The organism is Luteimonas wenzhouensis (assembly GCF_007859305.1).
GTDB lineage: Bacteria > Pseudomonadota > Gammaproteobacteria > Xanthomonadales > Xanthomonadaceae > Luteimonas > Luteimonas wenzhouensis.
Map to the genome: position 1 here is coordinate 484,088 of NZ_VOHE01000002.1, position 18,594 is coordinate 502,681.

The 18,594-nt window shown below is 73.2% G+C and carries 17 protein-coding genes and 1 pseudogene; 4 read left to right on the top strand and 14 right to left on the bottom strand.

Going from position 1 to position 18,594, the window contains the following annotated elements; translation table 11 throughout:
• The first annotated feature begins 362 nt into the window (after nucleotides 1–362).
• Nucleotides 363–1,232: an MBL fold metallo-hydrolase gene (locus tag FQY79_RS05585; RefSeq protein WP_146311546.1), complete on the top strand. Its 870-nt coding sequence runs from the start codon at nucleotides 363–365 to the stop codon at nucleotides 1,230–1,232.
• Nucleotides 1,233–1,331: 99 nt separating this feature from the next.
• Here FQY79_RS05585 and FQY79_RS05590 read toward each other — a convergent pair.
• Nucleotides 1,332–1,574, bottom strand: a pseudogene (locus FQY79_RS05590) (transposase); the annotation flags it as partial.
• 26 nt (nucleotides 1,575–1,600) lie between these two features.
• Here FQY79_RS05590 and FQY79_RS05595 point away from each other — a divergent pair.
• Nucleotides 1,601–2,314 carry an IS3 family transposase gene (locus tag FQY79_RS05595; RefSeq protein ID WP_281289290.1) on the top strand — a complete coding sequence of 238 codons (714 nt, stop codon included), beginning with the start codon at nucleotides 1,601–1,603 and terminating at the stop codon, nucleotides 2,312–2,314.
• On the opposite strand, the gene FQY79_RS05600 is transcribed toward FQY79_RS05595, so the two are convergent.
• The 12 genes from FQY79_RS05600 to miaA form a co-directional block, all read right to left on the bottom strand.
• Nucleotides 2,293–2,604: an HD domain-containing protein gene (locus FQY79_RS05600; RefSeq protein ID WP_146311548.1), complete on the bottom strand. Its 312-nt coding sequence runs from the start codon at nucleotides 2,602–2,604 to the stop codon at nucleotides 2,293–2,295. The genes FQY79_RS05595 and FQY79_RS05600 overlap by 22 nt on opposite strands.
• A gap of 511 nt (nucleotides 2,605–3,115) precedes the next feature.
• Nucleotides 3,116–3,772: a glycosyltransferase family 2 protein gene (locus FQY79_RS05605; RefSeq protein ID WP_146311550.1), complete on the bottom strand. Its 657-nt coding sequence runs from the start codon at nucleotides 3,770–3,772 to the stop codon at nucleotides 3,116–3,118.
• The gene (locus FQY79_RS05610; protein WP_146311552.1) at nucleotides 3,769–4,365 is read right to left on the bottom strand and encodes a class I SAM-dependent DNA methyltransferase; all 597 of its coding nucleotides are present in this window, start codon (nucleotides 4,363–4,365) and stop codon (nucleotides 3,769–3,771) included. The genes FQY79_RS05605 and FQY79_RS05610 overlap by 4 nt, the downstream gene beginning before the upstream one ends.
• Nucleotides 4,362–5,120, bottom strand: coding sequence for a PIG-L deacetylase family protein (locus FQY79_RS05615; RefSeq protein WP_146311554.1), 759 nt, complete (start codon nucleotides 5,118–5,120; stop codon nucleotides 4,362–4,364). The genes FQY79_RS05610 and FQY79_RS05615 overlap by 4 nt, the downstream gene beginning before the upstream one ends.
• Entirely contained in the window at nucleotides 5,108–6,082 is a 975-nt protein-coding gene (locus FQY79_RS05620; protein ID WP_146311557.1) for an acyl-CoA dehydrogenase family protein, read from the bottom strand. Before FQY79_RS05620 ends, FQY79_RS05615 begins: the two co-directional genes overlap by 13 nt.
• A 142-nt stretch (nucleotides 6,083–6,224) precedes the next feature.
• Nucleotides 6,225–7,517, bottom strand: coding sequence for an adenylosuccinate synthase (locus FQY79_RS05625; RefSeq protein WP_146311559.1), 1,293 nt, complete (start codon nucleotides 7,515–7,517; stop codon nucleotides 6,225–6,227).
• A 205-nt stretch (nucleotides 7,518–7,722) separates the two neighbouring features.
• Nucleotides 7,723–7,908, bottom strand: coding sequence for a DUF2065 domain-containing protein (locus FQY79_RS05630; protein WP_146311561.1), 186 nt, complete (start codon nucleotides 7,906–7,908; stop codon nucleotides 7,723–7,725).
• A gap of 106 nt (nucleotides 7,909–8,014) precedes the next feature.
• Nucleotides 8,015–8,878, bottom strand: coding sequence for a protease modulator HflC (gene hflC / locus FQY79_RS05635; RefSeq protein ID WP_146311563.1), 864 nt, complete (start codon nucleotides 8,876–8,878; stop codon nucleotides 8,015–8,017).
• Nucleotides 8,875–10,005, bottom strand: a complete 1,131-nt coding sequence (hflK, locus tag FQY79_RS05640) for an FtsH protease activity modulator HflK (protein ID WP_146311566.1) — start codon at nucleotides 10,003–10,005, stop codon at nucleotides 8,875–8,877. The genes hflC and hflK overlap by 4 nt, the downstream gene beginning before the upstream one ends.
• Before the next feature lie 138 nt (nucleotides 10,006–10,143).
• Nucleotides 10,144–11,496, bottom strand: a complete 1,353-nt coding sequence (hflX, locus tag FQY79_RS05645; protein WP_146311904.1) for a ribosome rescue GTPase HflX — start codon at nucleotides 11,494–11,496, stop codon at nucleotides 10,144–10,146.
• An 88-nt stretch (nucleotides 11,497–11,584) separates the two neighbouring features.
• The gene (gene hfq / locus FQY79_RS05650) at nucleotides 11,585–11,866 is read right to left on the bottom strand and encodes an RNA chaperone Hfq (RefSeq protein WP_146311568.1); all 282 of its coding nucleotides are present in this window, start codon (nucleotides 11,864–11,866) and stop codon (nucleotides 11,585–11,587) included.
• A gap of 251 nt (nucleotides 11,867–12,117) precedes the next feature.
• Nucleotides 12,118–13,074 (bottom strand): tRNA (adenosine(37)-N6)-dimethylallyltransferase MiaA, encoded by a 957-nt coding sequence (miaA, locus tag FQY79_RS05655; RefSeq protein WP_146311570.1) that lies wholly within the window; start codon nucleotides 13,072–13,074, stop codon nucleotides 12,118–12,120.
• 128 nt (nucleotides 13,075–13,202) lie between these two features.
• Between miaA and FQY79_RS05660 the strand changes: the two genes are divergently transcribed.
• Together FQY79_RS05660 and FQY79_RS05665 are read left to right on the top strand one after the other, a co-directional pair.
• On the top strand, nucleotides 13,203–13,820 hold the full coding sequence (locus tag FQY79_RS05660; protein WP_146311572.1) for an HD-GYP domain-containing protein: 618 nt from the start codon (nucleotides 13,203–13,205) through the stop codon (nucleotides 13,818–13,820).
• An 82-nt stretch (nucleotides 13,821–13,902) separates the two neighbouring features.
• The gene (locus FQY79_RS05665; RefSeq protein WP_146311573.1) at nucleotides 13,903–15,618 is read left to right on the top strand and encodes a vWA domain-containing protein; all 1,716 of its coding nucleotides are present in this window, start codon (nucleotides 13,903–13,905) and stop codon (nucleotides 15,616–15,618) included.
• Here FQY79_RS05665 and FQY79_RS05670 read toward each other — a convergent pair.
• Complete coding sequence (locus tag FQY79_RS05670) at nucleotides 15,605–18,526, bottom strand: sensor domain-containing diguanylate cyclase (RefSeq protein ID WP_246123017.1); 2,922 nt, start codon at nucleotides 18,524–18,526, stop codon at nucleotides 15,605–15,607. The two genes, FQY79_RS05665 and FQY79_RS05670, sit on opposite strands and share 14 nt — an antisense overlap.
• Nucleotides 18,527–18,594: the final 68 nt, after the last annotated feature.

Sequence of the window (18,594 nt, forward strand, 5' to 3'; positions counted from 1 at the left end):
TCGACCGGTGGCTGCCGGCAACTCCAGCAGAACGCAGTCACGACGGCGTGAAAGCAGGCGCGCCACTTCCCCGCCCAAGGCCGCCGGGGTCGTTGCCGCCGGCCCATTCTTGCAGACCAGGGCCTCACGCTACGCCCGCCGATCGACGGCGGGAACGCCGCGGCGCGCCCGGGCCCCGCGCCTATACTCCGCGGCAAGGGCCGGCCCCGGGCGACCGGCCGTGGAAGCCCCCGGCGAGCCGCGAACGCCGGCTCCAGCGCAGGAAGCAGGCCCAGGGAACGGACCGGACACCCGGCCACGGCCGGGATGCACACGCGACGGCTGCGCCCGCACCGCCGCCACCGACCCACGCAGGCCCCGCCATGAACCCACAGGTCGAAAGCTTCCACGATCCCGCCACCGGCACCTTCTCGCATCTGGTCTACGACCACGACGGCGGCCACGCCGCGATCATCGACCCGGTGATGGACTTCGAGCCGGCCAGCGCCCGCATCGCGTACGACTCGGCGCGCAGGCTGCTCGACGCCGCCCACGCGCACAGCCTGGCGGTCGAGTGGATCCTCGAGACCCACGCCCACGCCGACCACATGTCCGCCGCCGCCTGGCTGCGCGAGCAGACCGGCGCCAAGGTGGCCATCGGCCGCGGCATCACCGGCGTGCAGGCGCGCTTCAAGGAGATCTTCAACCTCGAACCGGACTTCCCGGTCGACGGCCGCCAGTTCGACCGCCTGTTCGCCGACGGCGATGAATTCCGCATCGGCACGCTCGACGCCCGCGTGATCGCCACCCCCGGCCACACCGAGGACAGCATCACCTACGTGGTCGGCGATGCCGCCTTCGTCGGCGACACCCTGTTCGCCCCCGACACCGGCACCGCCCGCGCCGACTTCCCGGGCGGCGACGCCGCCACCCTCTACCGCTCCCTGCGCCGCCTGCTCGACCTGCCCGCCTATACCCGCCTCTACCTCTGCCACGACTACCCGCCCGCCGGCCGCGACGCCACCCCCGCCACCACCGTGGCCGAAGAGCGCGCCAGCAACGTCCACCTGGCCGGCGACGTCGACGAGGACGCCTACGTCCACCTGCGCACCAACCGCGACGCCAGCCTGCCGGTGCCCAAGCTGCTGCTGCCGGCGCTGCAGGTGAACATCCGCGGCGGGGCGCTGCCGCCGGCGGAGGGGAATGGGGTGCGGTATTTGCGGATCCCGTTGGATCGGCTTGGGGCTGCTTGAGTCCCGACATACGGCATCGCGAAGGAGAGTCGCATTTCGCCCCAGGCGTGCGCGTCGGTGGAACTGCGCGAGCGCAGCCAGGGCACCGCAAATGAACGTGTCGCGCTCCTCGGTCACGCGCCGGAGCTCAGCCTTGAGGCGCCGCATTTCAGCCGAGTCAGTCCCCGCCGGCGCGGAACCTGCGGCCGGCCTGCCGGCCTTCTTCGCCTTCTGCACCCAGTCGTACAGCGTGTGCTTGGGGATTCCGATGCGCGCGGCCACGTCCACCACCGTGAAGCCGCGCTCGAGCACCTGCTTCACCGCCTCGGCCCTGAACTCATCCGTGTATCGCTTGCTGCTCATGAACACCTCTGCTGTAGCCATGAATTATGGCCTTCGGGTGTCTACAAAAGGCTGGTCGGTCCAGAGTCAAGATCACGCTTGACCTGCGCGAAGCGGGCGAGACCTGCAGCCGCCACCGCGTGCAGCGGCTGATGAAGGCCGAGGGTCTGCGGGCGCAGGTCGGCTACGGGAGCAAGCCGCGACATCGCGGTGGCCCGGTGGGTGCGGTCGACAACGTGCTCAACCGCGACTTCGCCCCCGACGCGCGGAACAAGGTCTGGGTCACCGACATCACCTACATCCGCACCTACGAGGGCTGGCTGTTCCTGGCGGCGGTGATGGACCTGTACTCGCGGCAGATCGTGGGTTGGGCCACGGCGCCGACGATGACCAGCGACCTGGTGCTGCAGGCCCTGGTGGCGGCGGCATGGCGGCGCAAGCCGGGACCGGGCGTCATGGTGCACTCCGACCAGGGCAGCCAGTTCACCAGCAGCGACTGGCAATCGTTCCTGAAGGTGCACCGGATGGTGCCGAGCATGAGCCGCCGCGGGAACTGCCACGACAACGCGGTGGCCGAGAGCTTCTTCAGCGTCCTGAAAAAGGAGCGGATCAAGCGGCGGATCTACCCGACCAGGGCCGCGGCGGCCTCGGACGTGTTCGACTACATCGAGATGTTCTACAACCCGGTTCGTCGGCATGGTTCCGCTGGCGATGTCTCACCGGTAGAGTTCGAAAGGCGCTACGCGCAAAGCGGCCGATGAGTGTCTATGAAAATCTGGGCGGTCCAGTCGCGCAGCTGGCGGCGGCCCTCCTCGAGGCTGGGCTGGCCGTCGCGGCCGCAGCAGTCCTCGAGGTAGTCGTGCAGGGCGGCGGCGCACAGGACGTCGGGGTCGTCGATGCCGGCCTCGACGGCGAGGATGCGCACCAGGGCGACCGGGTGGTTGATGTAGGGCGTGGCGTCGGCGTCCTTGCGGCGCTGGGCGCGGTGGGCGTGGGCGGCGAAGGCGATCGCGTCCACTACGCGCGCGAGTGGCTGGATGTCGTGGCTCATGCGGTTCTCCCCTGTGGATGCCGGAATGTTGCCCCGGCCGCGTCGCAAAGCTGGGACGGCCGGCCCTGGTCTCGCGGTCCTTGGGACGTCGGCGCCAGCTTCCCTCCCGCATCCATCCCCTCGGCGACACCCCGGACCGCCTCGGGAACGCCTTCGACAGCGCGGCCATGTCCGCCAACCCCGACACCGGCGCCACGGCCGTGGCCGCCCTGCCCCTGCGCAGGCGCGCGGCGGCGCGGCCCAGGCGCCTGTGCAGGACCTGGTCGGCGGACGTGGTGCGACTACTGCGTGGAAGGCGAAGGTGCTGCGCGACATGCCGGCCTCTTGCGCCGGTCGCCCCAGCGGCCAGCGTTCGGCCGGGCCCGCGTGCACGCCGGACAGGGCGCGGGCCAGTCGCGGGTGCGAAAGGCCGGCAGCGCCCTTCTCCCCGACGGGCCAAACGCCCCGCCCCTCCCCCGCCAGCCGGGGAGGAAGTGGAGGACGCTGCGGGGAGGGGGCGAATGCCCGGGGATCAGGCCGCCGCTTCGAGCGACATCAGGTAGTCGCCGAAGCCGTGGCGGGCGCGGGCGTCGCGTCGGGCGCTGGTGGTGACGGCCGGTTCCGCGTGGCGGGCGACGGCGAAGCCGGCGCGGTCGAGGGGGTCGCGCAGGGCGCGATCCTCGTGGGCCGGCAGCGGCGGGAAGCCGCCGACCGCGCGATAGGCGTGCGCGGCCACGCCGAGGTTGGCGCCGTGCACGTGCGGGTGGCCGTCGACGTGGTGTTCGCCGGCGTGGAAGGCGTCGCGCACGCGCGGGGCGAAGTCGAGCCAGTCGGTGACGCGCACGGTACCGAAGAAGGCGTCGGCGCCGCAGGCGAGCTGCGCGGCGAGCCAGTCGGGCGGCACTTGGCTGTCGGCATCGGTGGAGGCAAGCCAGCGCGCGCCTTGCTCCAGCAGCAGCGCCGCCGCGGCGGCGCGCGCCCGGCCGACGCAGCGCGCGTCCAGCGACACGGTGCGCACGCCCATCGCGGCGCAGATGTCGGCGGTGCCGTCGCTGCACGCGTCGAGCGCGACCACCACCTGCACCGGCTCGCCGCGCAACCCTGGCGCGCGAGCGGCGACCAGGATCGAACGCAGGCAGCCGGCGATCAGCGCCTGCTCGTCGTGCGCAGGCACCAGCACGCCGATCACCGCAGGCCCTCGCGCTGGCCCACCGAGGTGGCGTCGCCGCTCCAGCAGTCGAGCAGGAAGTCGCCGTCGCGGTAGTGGGCGATACGGTGCAGGCCGGGGATCGCGGCCAGGCGCGCGTGCACGCCCACGGTGTCGCTCCGACGCGCGTCGAAGCCGTGGCGCCAGTGGCAGGCGAGCAGCACGCCGTTGCGTTCGAGCGATGTCTCGATCCGGTTGGCGAAAGCCTTGAGCGCCGTGTCGTCGAGGTAGTAGCCCATCTCTCCGACCACGACCAGGTCGAACCGGCCGTCGGGCCATTCGCGCGGATGTTCCATGCAGCGCAGTTCGACATGGCGCAGGCCGGTGCAGCGCTCGCGCGCCACCGCCACCGCGCGGGGGTTGAGGTCGGTGCCGAGCAGGGCCCGGCAGCGCCCGGCCAGCTCGCGGGTGAGTTCGCCGTTGGCGCAGCCGATTTCCCAGCCGCGTTCGAACAGCGGTCGCGGCAGCGTGGCCAGCAGCAGGTCGCGCTTGCGGGCTTCGTACCAGCGGCTGCGGTAGCCGAACGGGTCGTCGCCCTGCTGCCACACCTGTTCGAAGTAACGCGCCAGGGTCATCGCAGGTACACCTCGAACGGACGGTCGAAGCGCTCGACCACGTGCGGCGGCAGGATGGGCGCGGGCGCGCCGGGACCTCCGCGATCGAGCTGCGAGGCGAAACAGGCGATGGCGCGCCGCTTGCGCGCGAGCGTGGCCGGCGGCAGCGGCATGCGGATCGCCGCGAACGGCGGCGGCGAGGCGTCGGGGGGCAGCCAGTGCCAGGCCCAGACCGGGTAGCGCAGCAGCCGTAGGCCCGGAAGCGCCGCGGTGGCGGCGAGCGCGGCGCGGCCGACGGCGTCGTGGTCGGGATGGCCATCGTGCTCCCAGGGCGCCAGCACCAGGTCGCCGCGGCGCAGCAGCGCGCGCAGGGCGCGTTCGAGTTCGCCGCGGTGGCGGGCGACGCCGCCATCGGGCAGGCCGGTCCGGTGCACCTGCGCGTGCACGCCCAGTGCGGCCAGTGCATGCGCCACCTCGCTGCGGCGCACCTGGCGCAGGCGCTCCGGCGTCCAGCCCGGGTCGCCCGGGTAGCAGGCCTCGCCATCGGTCACCGAAACCAGCTGCACGTCGAGCCCCATCGCGCCCGCCGCGCGCAGCAGGCCGCCGCAGGCCAGGGTCTCGTCGTCGGGATGCGGCGAGAGCAGCACCAGCCGCTGCCACCCCAGCAGCAGTTCGGCCGCGGTACGCGTGGGCAATGCGGCGAGCCAGCGCGAGCGGCGCCATTCGGATTCCCGGCGGCCGTCACCGACGACGCGCGGAAGGGTTACAGCGGCCATCGCGCCGGTGCCTCCAGCATGGCCACCTGCCGGCCAAGCGCCGCCCAGTCGCGGTCGGCATGGCTCTGGCGCACGAACACCGCCAGGTCCGCGCAGCGTCGGGCGTGCTCGCGGTCGCGGCACAGCGGCCCGGGTCCCATCCCGCGCGCGGCGGCGTCGAGCACCTCGTGGCAGGCGCGCTCGACCACCGAGCGCAGGCGCACCACCTCGCGCACATGCGGCTCGCCGGGCGCGGCATCCACGCGCGCGGCCAGTTCACGCAGCAGCGCGGACGCGGCAGCGAGCGCCATGTCGGTGCGACCGAGCCCCGCGGCCAGGTGCGGGTCGCGCTCGACCCGCGCGGGATCGGCCATGCGCTGCGCGATCGCGATCGCCGCGCCCAGCCAGCAGGCGGCTACGCCGGCGCCGCCGTGCCAGAAACCGGGGCGGTCGAGATAGGCGCCGGGCGCGCCGATGCGCCGGCACGGCACCGCCTCGAATTCCACCGGGCCGCTCTCGATCTTGGCCATGCCCACCGCTTCCCAGTCCGACGGTGGCACGCGCACGCCCGGTTGGCGCAGCGCCACGAGCACCAGCTGGCGCGCCTGCCCCTCGCCGGCGGTGAGCAGGGCGGCATCGACGAAGCGCGCGCCCGAACACCAGGGCTTGCGCCCGGTCATGCGCGGCCCGCCGGGCCCTTCGCGCACCACGACGGTCGAGTCCGGGCCTTCGGCTGCCCACACCGCGAGCAGCGTGCCGGCCGGCGGCGGTGGCGCCTCGAGTTGGGCCAGGATGGCCACGGCGTCGTGGTGCGCCTCGAGCACCTTGGCCAGGGCCAGGTCCTGCCCGCCGATCGCGGCCAGCGCGCGCCAGCGGGCGAGCGTCGCGCCGTGGCCGGGCAACGGCAGGACGTCGGCCAGGCGTGCGCGCGCACGGGCCTCGAGCGAGGACGCGGCAGCGGGGGAAGGCGCGGGGGTCGGCACGGCCGCCAGTGGACCAGCCGCCCCGTGGTGGGCGCGTGAGCCGGCCGGGCCGGTGCCGGCCCGGGGCGGCCGGCGTCAGGCGCAGCCGGGCAACGTCCCCGCCCGGCCGGGGCGCCGGCGCCTGCCGCCGCCGGCGGTGGCCTCAGGCGAACGGGTCCTGCAGGACGATGGTGTGGTCGCGGTCGGGGCCGGTGCTCACGATCGCCAGCGGGCAGCCGGCCAGCTCCTCCAGCGCGCGCAGGTAGGCGCGAGCGGCGGGCGGCAGGTCGTCCCACTCGGTGACGCCGTGGGTGGTCTCCTCCCAGCCCGGAAACTCGAGGTAGACCGGGGTGATCTCCTCCCAGCCGGCGGCATCCAGCGGCGCGTACTCGGTGCGCTTGCCGCGGTACTCGTAGGCGATGCACACCTTGAGCTTGTCCATGCCGTCGAGCACGTCGAGCTTGGTGATGCACAGGCCGGTGATGCCGTTGATCGCCACCGCGCGCTTGAGCGCGACGATGTCCATCCAGCCGCAGCGGCGCGGGCGACCGGTGGAGGCACCGTACTCCTGGCCGCGGTCGCGCAGGCCCTGGCCCACCTCGTCGTCGAGTTCGGTCGGGAACGGGCCGCCGCCCACGCGGGTGGCGTAGGCCTTGGCGATGCCGAGCACGTAGTCGATCGCGTCCGCGCCCACGCCGGTGCCGGCGAGCGCGCCGCCGACCGTAGTGTTGGAGCTGGTGACGTAGGGATAGGTGCCGTGGTCGATGTCGAGCAGCGCGCCCTGCGCGCCCTCGAACAGCACCCGCTTGCCCGCCTTGCGCAGCTCGTGCAGCAGGCCGGCGACGTCGTACTTCATCGGCTCGATGTACTCGCCGAAGGCCAGCGCCTCGTCAAGCGTGGCCTGGTAGTCGACCGCGTCGACGCCCAGGTAACTGGTCAGCACGAAGTTGTGGTAGTCGAGCGCGGCGCGCAGCTTCTCGGCCAGCTGCTCCGGGTAGTGCAGGTCGGCGATGCGGATGCCGCGGCGCGCCACCTTGTCCTCGTAGGCCGGGCCGATGCCGCGGCCGGTGGTGCCGATCGCCTTGCCGCCGGCGGCCTTCTCGCGCGCCTGGTCGAGGGCGATGTGGTACGGCATGATCAGCGGCGTGGCCGGGCTGATCTTCAGCCGCGAGCGCACCTCGACGCCGTTGGACTCGAGTTCGTCGATCTCCTTGCGCAGCGCCGCGGGGCTGAGCACCACGCCGTTGCCGATCAGGCACAGCGCGTCCGGGCGCAGGATGCCGGAGGGGATCAGGTGCAGCACGGTCTTGTGGCCGCCGATCACCAAGGTGTGGCCAGCATTGTGGCCGCCCTGGAAGCGCGCCACCGCGCCCACTTCCTCGGTGAGCAGATCGACGATCTTGCCCTTGCCCTCGTCGCCCCACTGGGCACCCAACACGACGACCGACTGTCCCATTTCCGCAAGGCTCCTGCAGGAGCGGCTTCCGCCGCGACCACGTGACTGCCCCCGGCGGCGCCCGCCGGTGGTCCCACCCGCCCCCGCGACGCCGCGGCCGGGGGTGCAGGCATGGAAAAAGCCGGGGGACCGTCTCGCGTGGATCGGGCCCCTCCGGCTTTTGTGCATTATCCGGGTTTCCCCGCCCCGGGGCCAGTGCCGGCGGTCAGCCGCGCACGAAGTACAGCGCCACCAGGCCCAGGGCCAGCACCACCGCGCCGATGCGGCGGATCTGGGCGTCGGGCAGCGCCAGCATCTGCTCGGCGGCGCGTTTCCAGCCGCCGGGGGCGACGAACAGCATCAGGCCTTCAAGGACGGCGACGAGGCAGAGGGCGGCCCAGAGGTCTTTCACGGGTCGGGAGGTCCTGGTTGGCGGATGTGGGGCACGGGGGCCGGGGCCTGCGCCCGGGCGCGGCGCACTCCGCCCCGGGCCGGGCGCGGCCGGCGCAGCGACCGCCTCAGCGGTCGCTGCGCATGTACTGCAGGAACGGGTCGTTGCGCTCGAGCACGATCACCCCATCGCCGTTCTCGAACGCGTTGCGGTACGCCTCAAGGCTGCGCTGGAAGGCGTAGAACGCAGGGTCGCGCTGCGCGGCCTCGCCGTAGATGCGGGTGGCCTCTGCGTCGCCCTCGCCGCGCAGCCGCTGCGCGTCGCGCTCGGCCTCGGCCAGCAGCACGGTGCGCTCGCGGTCGGCTTCGGCGCGGATGATCCGGGCCTGCTCCTCGCCCTCGGCGCGCAGGCGACTGGCCACCTGGCGGCGCTCGGCGCGCATGCGGTCATAGACCTGCGAGATCACGTCGCTGTCGGTGGGCAGGTCGATCTGCTTGAGGCGGATGTCGATCACCCGCATGCCCAGGGTGGCGGCGGCCTCGTTGATGCCCTCGAGCTGCCTGGCGATGATCTCCGCGCGCTCGCCCGAGACCAGCTGCTGCAGGGTGCGGGCATTGATCTCGTTGCGCATCGAGTCCTTGATGATCGGCGCCAGGCGGTCGTTGGCCACGTCCATGTTGCCGCCGGTCGCGCGGTAGAAGTCGGCCACGTCGCTGATCACGCCGATCGCCACGAAGTCCACGCTCACGTCCTTGCGTTCGGAGGTGAGATAGCGCTCGGGCGAGAACTCCGAGGCGTAGAAGCGGCGGTCGAACACGCGCGCCGTCTCCACCAGCGGGATCTTGAAGTGCAGCCCCGGCTGCAGGTCGGTGCGGGCCACGCGGCCGAGGTTGAGCACCAGCGCAGTCTGGCCTTCGCGCACCACGAACACCGAGCCGAGCAGCAGCAGCACCGCCACCAGGACCGCGGGGATGACCAGATTGGATCTCATCGGCTGCCTCCTTCGGGGCGCGAACCACGGGACGGCCGCGGCAGTCCGGCGTCCGCACCGGAGCCGGCCGGGGGCACCACCACCTCCTGCGGCAGCACCGGCGGCTGGTTGTCGTCGCGGCGGGTGCCCGACTCGCCGGACGGTTGCGTCATGGGCACGTAGATCAGCTGGCGACCGTCGCCGCCGACCACCTTGCGGTTCTCGGCCAGCACCTGCTCGACGGTCTCCAGCCACAGGCGCTTGCGGGTGACTTCGGGCGCCTGCCGGTAGGCGTCGACCAGCATCGAGAAGCGCTCGGCGTCACCCGTGGCGCGGGCCACGACCGCGGTCTTGTAGCCCTCGGCGGTGGTGCGCAGGCGCTGCGAATCGCCGCGCGCCTCCGGCACCACGCGCGCGGCATAGGCACGGGCCTCGTTGACCAGGCGCTCGTTCATCTGCTGGGCGCTGTTGACCTCGTCGAAGGCCGGCTTGACCTCCTCCGGCGGGCGCGCGTCCTGCAGGTTGAGTTCGGTGACCACCAGGCCGGTGCGGTAGGCGTCGAGCGAGGCCTGCAGCGCAGTCGAGGCGGCCACCGACAGCGGGCCGCGGGCGTTGAGCGCGGTATCCAGGTCGGCGCGGCCGATCTGCTCGCGCACCGCGCTTTGCGAGACCTGCTCGAGCACGCGCACCGCGTTCTGGGTGCCGAACAGGAACAGCTCCGGATCGCTGATCCGGTACTGCACGTTGAACGAGACGGTGACGATGTTCTCGTCGCGGGTGAGCACCGGCAGGGTGTTGGTGAAGGTGCGCACGCTGGTGGCGTCGACCTTCTCCACCACCTCGATCGGCCAGGGCAGCTTGAAGTTGGGACCGGGCTGCATCACCCGCGCCACCTCGCCGAAGCGCAGCACCACGCCGCGTTGCTGCTCGCCGACCAGGACGAAGCAGTTGAAGACCAGCCACACCACCAGGGCGATGGCGATCCAGCGCAGCGGGCCACCGCCGCCACCGTCGAAGATGCCGCGCAGGCGGTCGCCGATGTCGCCCAGGCCGTTGCTGCCGCGGCGGCGACGCGGCGGCCAGGGGTTGCGGCCGCCCTGGTTGCCGGGGCGGTTGTCGTTGTTCTTGCCGGGGATGTTCCAGGCCATGCCTGCTCCAGTCTGGATGGGCGCACCGCGGGCCGTCCCGCCGGTGCGTCGGCCCCGTCGCGGCGCGGTGGCCGGCCATGGGCGCGCATGGGGCGCGGCCATGGCCCGGCGTGTTCCGCGGGCGGCGGGACGGCTAGTTTACAGGGTGTCCGCCGCTGCTTCCGGCAGCAGCGGCTGCAGCGCCGCGCCACCGGGCAACCGGGCCAGGCGCGCGGCGTCGGCCTGCGACAGATCCACGCGCAGGGTCCAGCCGTGCTCGTCATGGGATTCGCCGCGGACCGCGTCGAGCGCGTGCAGGCGCGCGCGCAACCGGCCGGCGTCGGTCGGCAGCGACAGCTCGCCCACGACCCGGCCCCGGGCCAGGCGCGCGCCGAGCGCGTCGCGAAGCAGGTCCAGGCCGAGCCCGTCGCGGGCCGAGATCCAGACCCGTTCGCGGGCCAGGGCCACGGTGCCGCCGGGCACCCCGCCGCCCTCCGCGCCCGCGGCGAGGGGCTCGGGCAGGTCGCGACGCGGCGCGGCCCCGGGGATCCGGTCGATCTTGTTGTAGACCAGCAGCTGCGGAATCTCGCCGGCGCCGATCTCGGCCAGGACCGCGTCCACCTGGCCGATGCGCTCGTCGCGCTGCGGGTCGGCGGCGTCGATCACGTGTAGCAGCAGGTCGGCCTCGCGCGCCTCGCTCAGGGTCGAGCGGAACGCGGCCACCAGTTCGTGCGGCAGGTCGCGCACGAACCCCACGGTGTCGGCCAGCACCAGCGGCCGGCCCTGCAGCACGATCCGGCGCACGGTGGGGTCGAGGGTGGCGAACAGCTGGTCGGCGGCATAGGCGCCGGCGCCGGTCAGGGCGTTGAACAGGGTCGACTTGCCGGCGTTGGTGTAGCCGACCAGGGCCACGCGCGGCACCTCGCTGCGCACCCGGCCGCGGCGCATCTGCGCGCGCTGCACCTCCACCTTCTCCAGCCGCTTCTGCAGCATGTCCACCCGCTTCTGCAGCAGCCGGCGGTCGGTCTCGAGCTGGGTCTCGCCCGGGCCGCGCAGGCCGATCGAACCGCCGCGCTGGCGCTCGAGGTGGGTCCAGCCGCGCACCAGGCGGGTGGCCATGTGCCTGAGCTGGGCGAGTTCGACCTGCAGCTTGCCCTCGTGGCTGCGGGCGCGCTGGGCGAAAATGTCCAGGATCAGCCCGGTGCGGTCGACCACGCGCCGCTGCAGCGCCTTCTCCAGGTTGCGCTCCTGGCCGGGGGTGAGCGGGTGGTTCACCAGCACCAGGTCGGCGCCGGTGGCCTCGCACACGGCCTTGATCTCCTCGAGCTTGCCGCTGCCGACCAAGGTGGCCGGATTGGGCCGGTCGATGCGCGCGGTGACGACCCCGGCCAGGGTGGCCCCGGCCGAACGCGCCAGTTCGGAGAACTCCTCGAGTTCGGCATCGTCGGGGGCGCCCCCGGCATGGGGCTGGATCAGCAGCGCGTGCTCGCCCTTGCGGGAGCGCTCGAACAGTTGGGTCGGCATCGGGACTCGGCGGTTGGCTCGGTCGCTGGAGATGGAGGCCGCCGGCCCCGACTTCAACCGCCGGGTGTGCCGCGGCTCAGGCGGTTTCGGCCGCCGACTCCCCCGCGCTTTCGGCGCTGGCGGCCTGGACCACGCCACCGCCCGGGCCCACGCGCACGTTGCGGGCCGGCACCACGGTGGAAATGGCGTGCTTGTAGACCATCTGGCTGACGGTATTGCGCAGCAGCACGACGAACTGGTCGAACGACTCGATCACGCCCTGCAGCTTGATGCCGTTGACCAGGTAGATCGACACCGGCACGCGTTCGCGCCGCAGCGCGTTCAGGAAAGGATCCTGCAAGGATTGCCCCTTGGACATGGTGTTTCCCCAGCTTGGTTATTGTTGTGGGCTGCCGGCGCGCACGCGGTTTCTCCCGGCAGCGTCGCCCGACCCGCATTTCCCCGGCGGCGGCAACGCCCCGATGGTACACAACCCGCCCGGCCGCGGGCGGACGGAGCGGCGAAACCGCGATTGGAGCCCGGAATCGCCCCATCCGCGAGCCCCTGGCCGCCTCCGGGCGGTCCCGTCGCGGGGACGGCCGGCCCCGCGCGGCAGGCGCGATCGCCGGGTCAGCGGGGGCCGAGGAAGCGCGCAAGGGCGGCTTCCAGGGCGTCGCGCTGGCGTTCGGGGTCGAACCACAGGGCGTCGAGTTCGCCGCGCAGCCAGGTGAACTGGCGCTTGGCCAGCTGGCGGGTCGCGGCGATGGCGCGTTCGCGGAATTCGTCCGCGCTGGTGGCGCCGTCCAGGTGCTCCCAGGCCTGGCGGTAGCCGACGGCGCGGATCGCCGGCAGGCCGAGCGGCGCGGGATGGCCCCGCAGTCCCGGCAACGCCCGCAGCGCGCGCACCTCGTCGAGGAATCCCGCGGCCAGCATGGCGTCGAAGCGCGCGGCGATGCGGTCATGCAGTCGCGCGCGATCGGCCGGCGCGATCACCAGCTTGAGCACCCGCACCGGCAGCCGCGGCGCGGGCGCGGCGGCGCGCTGCCAGTCGCTGATCGGGCGGCCGCTGAGCCGGTACACCTCCAGCGCGCGCTGGATGCGCTGCGGATCGCCGGGCTTGATCCGCGCGGCGGCCACCGGATCGACCGCGGCCAGCTCCCGATGCATGTCCGCCCAGCCGCGCTCGGCGGCCTCGCGCGCGAGCACGGCGCGCGTGGCCGGGTCGGCCGCGGGCATCGGCGAGAGTCCGCGCAGCAGGGCCTGGAAATACAACCCGGTGCCGCCGGCGAGCACCGGCAGGCGGCCACGGGCGACGATGGCCTCGATCGCCGCGCGCGCGTCACGGGCGAATTCCGCGGCCGAATAGGCCTGCCAGGGCTGGCGCAGGTCGAGCAGGTGGTGCGGCACGCGGGCGCGCTCGGCGGCGTCGGGCTTGGCCGCGCCGATGTCCAGGCCGCGGTAGACCAGCGCCGAGTCGACGCTGACGACCTCGCCGCCAAGGCGCTCGGCCCACTCCAGCGCCAGGGCGGTCTTGCCCGACGCGGTGGGTCCCATCAGGGCGATGGCGGGCGGGCGGAGGGCGGGCATGCCGGCATTATCCCCGGCCGCCGCCGGCGGTGACGGGGTAGAATCCGCCGGTCGATGTCGGCATGCGGTGGTTCACTGCGCGGCTCCGCTTTGCCACCCCCCGCACGGTCCCGGCCGCCCCTGACCCGATGTCCCTCGTCCTCCCCGCCGCCTCCGCAGCCGTGCCGTCCGCCGACGACGCGGCCCTGGGCGTGCTCGCCGCCGCGCTCGACCAGCGCGACCCCGGTACCGGCGCGCACTGCGACCGGGTCGGCCAGCTGGCCGCCCTGGTCGGCACCCACTGCGACCTCGATCGCCGGGCGCTGGGCGACCTGGCCCTGGCTGCCCGCTTCCACGACGTGGGCAAGATCGGCATCCCCGACGACGTGCTGCTGGCCAGCCGCGCCCTCGGGGCCGAGGACTGGGACGTGATGCGCACCCACGTGGTGCGCGGCGAGCGCCTGTTCCTGGCCACGGCGCGCGAGGACGCCGGGCGCGTGGCGCGCCTGATCCGCCACCACCACGAGGCGGTGGATGGTTCGGGCTATCCCGACGGGCTGCGCGGCGCGCAGATCCCGCTCGAGTGCCGGGTGCTGTCGCTGGTCGACGCCTTCGACGCGATGACCAGCCAGCGTCCGTACCGCGCGCCGATGCCGGTACGCGACGCGATGCGGCGGCTCGGCGACGCGGTCGGCCACCAGCTGGACGCGGACGTCTTCGCCGTGTTCGAGCGGCTGCTGCCGCGGGTGCAGGCCCTCCTGGCGTGACCGGACCGGCGTCGCGCGCCAGGCCAACCCCGTTCGCCGCCGCCGGACGTTTGCCGTCCCCGACCCCAACGGGAGACCGGTCATGATCCGCAACGCCCTCGCCGTCGCACTCGCCACCACCCTGCTCGCCACCGCCTGCCGTTCGACGGCACCCGCGACGTCCGAGGCCGCATGGCCCGCGCCGGGCAACTCCGGGGCCGCCGCCGCGCACGAGGCGATGCAGGACCGCCAGGGCGAATTGCTTCAGCGGCAGCGCATGCAGGCGGCCGGGCGCATGCCCGCGCCGGCGCCGTCGACGCTGTCCACGTTCGCACCGCCGCCCCCGGCGCCCCTGCCGCCAGTGGTGACCGACCGCTACGAACGCCCCGGCGACAACCCGGTGCAGCGCGTGTCCGAGCAGCCGGTGTCCACTTTCTCCATCGACGTCGACACCGGCAGCTACAGCAACGTGCGCGGCTTCCTGCGCCGTGACGTGCGCCCGCCGGCCGACGCGGTGCGCGCCGAGGAGTTCATCAACTACTTCGACTACGGCCACCCGGCGCCGCGCTCGCGGGAAACCCCGTTCCGGGTGACGACCGAAATCGCCCCCGCGCCCTGGGACCCGCGCCGGCACCTGCTGATGGTCGGCATCAAGGGCTACGACGTGCCGAAGGACGTGCTGCCGCCGGCGAACCTGGTGTTCCTGGTCGACACGTCCGGCTCGATGTATTCCGACGACAAGCTCCCACTGCTCAAGCAGGCGTTCTCGGAACTCGCCGCGCAGCTGCGCCCGCAGGACCGGGTCTCGATCGTGGTCTATGCCGGTTCCGCGGGCCTGGTGCTGCCGCCCACGCCCGGCGACCGCAAGGACGAGATCCTGGCCGCGCTCGACCGGCTCCAGGCCGGGGGCAGCACCAACGGCGGCGACGGCATCCGCCTGGCCTACGCCATGGCCCGGCGCGCCTTCATCGAGGGCGGCGTGAACCGCGTGATCCTGGCCACCGACGGCGACTTCAACGTCGGCACCGTCGACGGCGGCTCGCTGGAGACCATGGTCGCCGACCAGCGCAGGTCGGGCATCGCCCTGACCACGCTCGGCTTCGGCCACGGCAACTACAACGACCACCTGGCCGAGCGTCTGGCCGATGCCGGCGACGGCAACCACGCCTACATCGACACCCTGCAGGAAGCGCGCAAGGTGCTGGTGGAGGAGATGTCCTCGACCCTGCTGACCATCGCCCGCGACGTGAAGATCCAGGTGGAGTTCAACCCGGCGGCGGTGAGCGAATACCGCCTGGTGGGCTACGAGAACCGCATGCTGGCGCGCGAGGACTTCGCCAACGACCGGGTCGACGCCGGCGACATCGGCGCCGGGCACGAGGTGACCGCGCTGTACGAGATCGTGCTGGCCGGCTCCGGCGCCGAACGGCTGCCGCCGCTGCGCTACGGCGCGCAGGGGACGGCGCCGGCGGCAGGCACCGACGCCACCGAACTGGCGCACCTGCGGCTGCGCTACAAGCGCCCGGACGAGCCGGAGAGCCGGCTGGTCCAAACGCCCATCCTGCGCAGCGCGATCGCCACGGCGCCATCGGAAACGCTGCGCTTCGCCGCCAGCGTCGCGGCCTTCGCCGATGCGTTGCGCGGCGGCGCCCACCTGGGCGACTGGGACTGGAGCGACATCGCCGCCAGCGCCCGCGCCGCGCGCGGCGAGGATCGCTGGGGCCTGCGCGCCGAGTTCGTGGAGCTGGTGGAACGCGCCCGCCGCCTGGTCGCGGGCGACGACGCTCAGCCGCCGCGGCCGGCCGCTATCGCACGCTGAGCGCCGGGGGACGGACCCGCCGGCGCTGGTCGTCGGCGGGCCGTGCAGGCCGCCCGAACAGGTAGCCCTGGCCGTAGGTGCAGCCCAGGTCGGCCAGCAGCCTGCGCTGCTGCTCGGTTTCCACGCCTTCGCCGATGGTCTCGATGCCGAGGGTCACGGCGAGGGCGAGGATCGCGCGCACCAGGGCCAGGCTTTCGGTCTGGGTGTCGCCGGCCAGGCCGGCGATGAAGCTCTGGTCGATCTTCAGCGCCTGGATCGGGAACCGGTGCAGGTACGACAGTGCCGAGAACCCGGTGCCGAAGTCGTCGAGCAGGGCCGCCACGCCGTTCTCGCGCAGGGTACCGAGGATGCGCGCAGCGCGCGGGGCGTCGTCGAGCAGCGCGCCCTCGGTGATCTCGATCCGCAGCCGGCGCGGGTCGACCCCGGCCTCGCCGGCCATGTCCAGCAGGCGGTCGGCGAAGTCCTCGGCGTGGAAGTGGCGCGGCGAGACGTTGATCGAGACGTAGCCGTCCGGGTGCCGGCCCATCCATTCGACCACCCGCCGGTACAGCAGCCAGTCGACCTGTTCGATCAGGCCGCTGTCCTCGCACACGCGCAGGAACTCCGACGGCGGCAGCCAGCCGTGCTGGTCGTGCCTCCAGCGCAACAGCGCCTCGTGGCCGACCACGACGCCGTCGGCCAGGCGCACGATCGGCTGGAAATACGGCTCGAACGCGTCGCGCTGGATCGCGCGGCGCAGGTCCGCCTCCAGGTCCAGCAGGCGGATCGCCTCGGCCCGCATCTCCTCGTCGAAGCGCTCGCTGCGGTCGCGTCCGCGCGCCTTGGCGCGATACATCGCGGCGTCGGCGTCGCGCAGCAGCTCGTCGGCGTGGCGGTAGCGCGGCTGCCACAGCGCGATGCCGATGCTCGCGGAGGGGAACAGCTCGCGCCCGGCCACCCACATCGAACGGCCGAGCTTCTTCTGGATCCGCGCGGCGACCGCATCGGCCGCGTCGGCATCGGCCACCGCGTCGAGCACGATCGCGAACTCGTCGCCGCCCAGCCGCGCCACCATGTCGCTGGCCCCGATCGCGCCGCGGATCCGGCGTCCGACCTCGATCAGCATCGCGTCGCCGGCGGCGTGGCCCATCGAGTCGTTGATCAGCTTGAACCGGTCCAGGTCCAGGAACAGCACCGCGAACGGCTGCCGCCCGGCCTGGTGCATCTCCAGCATCATGCTGTCGAGCCGGTCGAGCAGGAACACCCGGTTGGGCAGGCCGGTGAGGTGGTCGTGGCGCGCCTGGTGGGTGAGCCGCTGCTGCGCGCGCACGCGCTCGCCGATCTGCGCGCGCAGTTCGCGGTTGGCCTGCTCCAGCTCGCGGGTGCGGGCTTCGACCCGCGATTCGAGTTCGGCGTGCGCGGCCATCAGCCAGTCCTGTGCACGCTTGCGCGCCAGCGCGCCATCGATGTGATGGGCGACGAAGGTCAGCAGTTCCTGGTCCGAGGTGGTGAACCCGATGCCCGCGGTGTAGCTCTGCACCGCGATCACGCCGATCGTGGCGCCATCGCGCGAGAGCGGCACGCCGAGCCAGCAGTGCGCGCGCGAGCCGTGGCTGCGCAGCTGCCCGGCCTGTTCCAGCCGATCCATGCCGTAGCGGTCCACCAGCAACGCCTGGCCGGTGCGCAGCACGTACTCGGTCAGGCCGTGGCCGAGCGGCCGCGGCCTGCGCACCGGGTCGCGTTCATCCACCGAGTACGGGAACTCGAGCCGCCTGCCGTCGTCGCTGAGCAGGGCGATGTAGAAGTTGCGCGCATCGAGCAGTTCGTCGATCACGCCGTGCACCTCGGCATAGAAGCGCTCGATGCTGCCGGCGGTAGTGGACAGCTCGCTGATCCGGAACAGCGCGCGCTGCAGGCGCTCGGCGCGCTCGCGCTCGACGATCTCCGCCTCCAGCACCCAGTTGGCGTGCTGCAGCTCGCGGGTGCGTTCCTCGACCCGGCGCTCGAGTTCCTCGCGCGCGGACTTGCGGTCGAGCGCGGTGAGGATGTGCTGGGCCACGAACTCGAGCAGGGCACGGTCCTCGTGGGTGTAGCGCTCGGGCTGGTCGTAGCTCTGCACCACCACCGCGCCGCCGACGTAGCCGTCGCGGCGCATCGGCACGCCGAGCCAGTCGGCGCTGTCCGGGCCGTGCGCCGGGTCGCGCTCCACGCCCAGCAGGCGCCGCACCCGGTCCGACGGGCCGAGCAGCGGGCGGCCGTGGCGCAGCATCGCCACGGTGAGGCTGTTGGGCATGTCCGAGAGCGGGATCTCCTCGTCAGGGTCGGCCTTCCACGGGTCGCGCTGGTCGACGAAGTACAGGAACCGCACCGTGTCGCGCACGTCGTCATAGCGCACGATATAGAAGTTCTCGGCCGGCATCAGGGTGCCGACGATGGCGTGGATGCGCGCCAGCATCTCCTGCATGTCGAGGTTGGAACCCGACAGGTCGGCGATCTGGTAGAGCGCCTGGCGCAGGCGTTCGGACTTGCGCAGGCCCTCGATCCGGGTCTGCGCGCGGGCGCTGGCGAAGGTGGCGTCGATGGTGCTGCGGGCGAGCGCGAACCAGCCGTCGCGCAGGCCGTCGGGCAGGCCCCCGCCGGTGTGCGCCACCAGCGCGACGCGGGTCGCGTCCAGGGGCCAGGCCGCGCTCAGTTCGTCGCCGTGGGCACCGGCCGGGGCGGCCCCGCCGAGCAGGGCCTCCACCGCGTGCGACTGCGCCGCGGTGGCGAGCGGGCTCGTCGAGACGCCGCTGCCCAGCAGCGGGTCGTTCCAGCCCACGGCCACCGAGGCGCCCGCCGGCAGCGTCCGCGCGAGCAGGGTCGCGATGCCGGCAAGCCCCTGTTGTGCACGGGGACCGCTCGCGCTCGCCTCGACGGCCAGGACATTCACGGGTGAAGCACCTCCAATTCCGAAGCATAACGGGATTCGGCGCCGGTCCCGGCAACCCCGCCCGCGCC

Excerpts from the sequence above, each read along its gene's own strand:
- FQY79_RS05585 (WP_146311546.1), top strand. The coding sequence starts at position 363 with ATGAACCCACAGGTCGAAAGCTTCCACGATCCCGCCACCGGCACCTTC.
- FQY79_RS05595 (WP_281289290.1), top strand. The coding sequence starts at position 1,601 with ATGGCCTTCGGGTGTCTACAAAAGGCTGGTCGGTCCAGAGTCAAGATC.
- FQY79_RS05600 (WP_146311548.1), bottom strand. The coding sequence starts at position 2,604 with ATGAGCCACGACATCCAGCCACTCGCGCGCGTAGTGGACGCGATCGCC.
- FQY79_RS05610 (WP_146311552.1), bottom strand. The coding sequence starts at position 4,365 with ATGACCCTGGCGCGTTACTTCGAACAGGTGTGGCAGCAGGGCGACGAC.
- FQY79_RS05615 (WP_146311554.1), bottom strand. The coding sequence starts at position 5,120 with ATGGCCGCTGTAACCCTTCCGCGCGTCGTCGGTGACGGCCGCCGGGAA.
- FQY79_RS05625 (WP_146311559.1), bottom strand. The coding sequence starts at position 7,517 with ATGGGACAGTCGGTCGTCGTGTTGGGTGCCCAGTGGGGCGACGAGGGC.
- hflC (WP_146311563.1), bottom strand. The coding sequence starts at position 8,878 with ATGAGATCCAATCTGGTCATCCCCGCGGTCCTGGTGGCGGTGCTGCTG.
- hflK (WP_146311566.1), bottom strand. The coding sequence starts at position 10,005 with ATGGCCTGGAACATCCCCGGCAAGAACAACGACAACCGCCCCGGCAAC.
- hfq (WP_146311568.1), bottom strand. The coding sequence starts at position 11,866 with ATGTCCAAGGGGCAATCCTTGCAGGATCCTTTCCTGAACGCGCTGCGG.
- miaA (WP_146311570.1), bottom strand. The coding sequence starts at position 13,074 with ATGCCCGCCCTCCGCCCGCCCGCCATCGCCCTGATGGGACCCACCGCG.
- FQY79_RS05660 (WP_146311572.1), top strand. The coding sequence starts at position 13,203 with ATGTCCCTCGTCCTCCCCGCCGCCTCCGCAGCCGTGCCGTCCGCCGAC.
- FQY79_RS05665 (WP_146311573.1), top strand. The coding sequence starts at position 13,903 with ATGATCCGCAACGCCCTCGCCGTCGCACTCGCCACCACCCTGCTCGCC.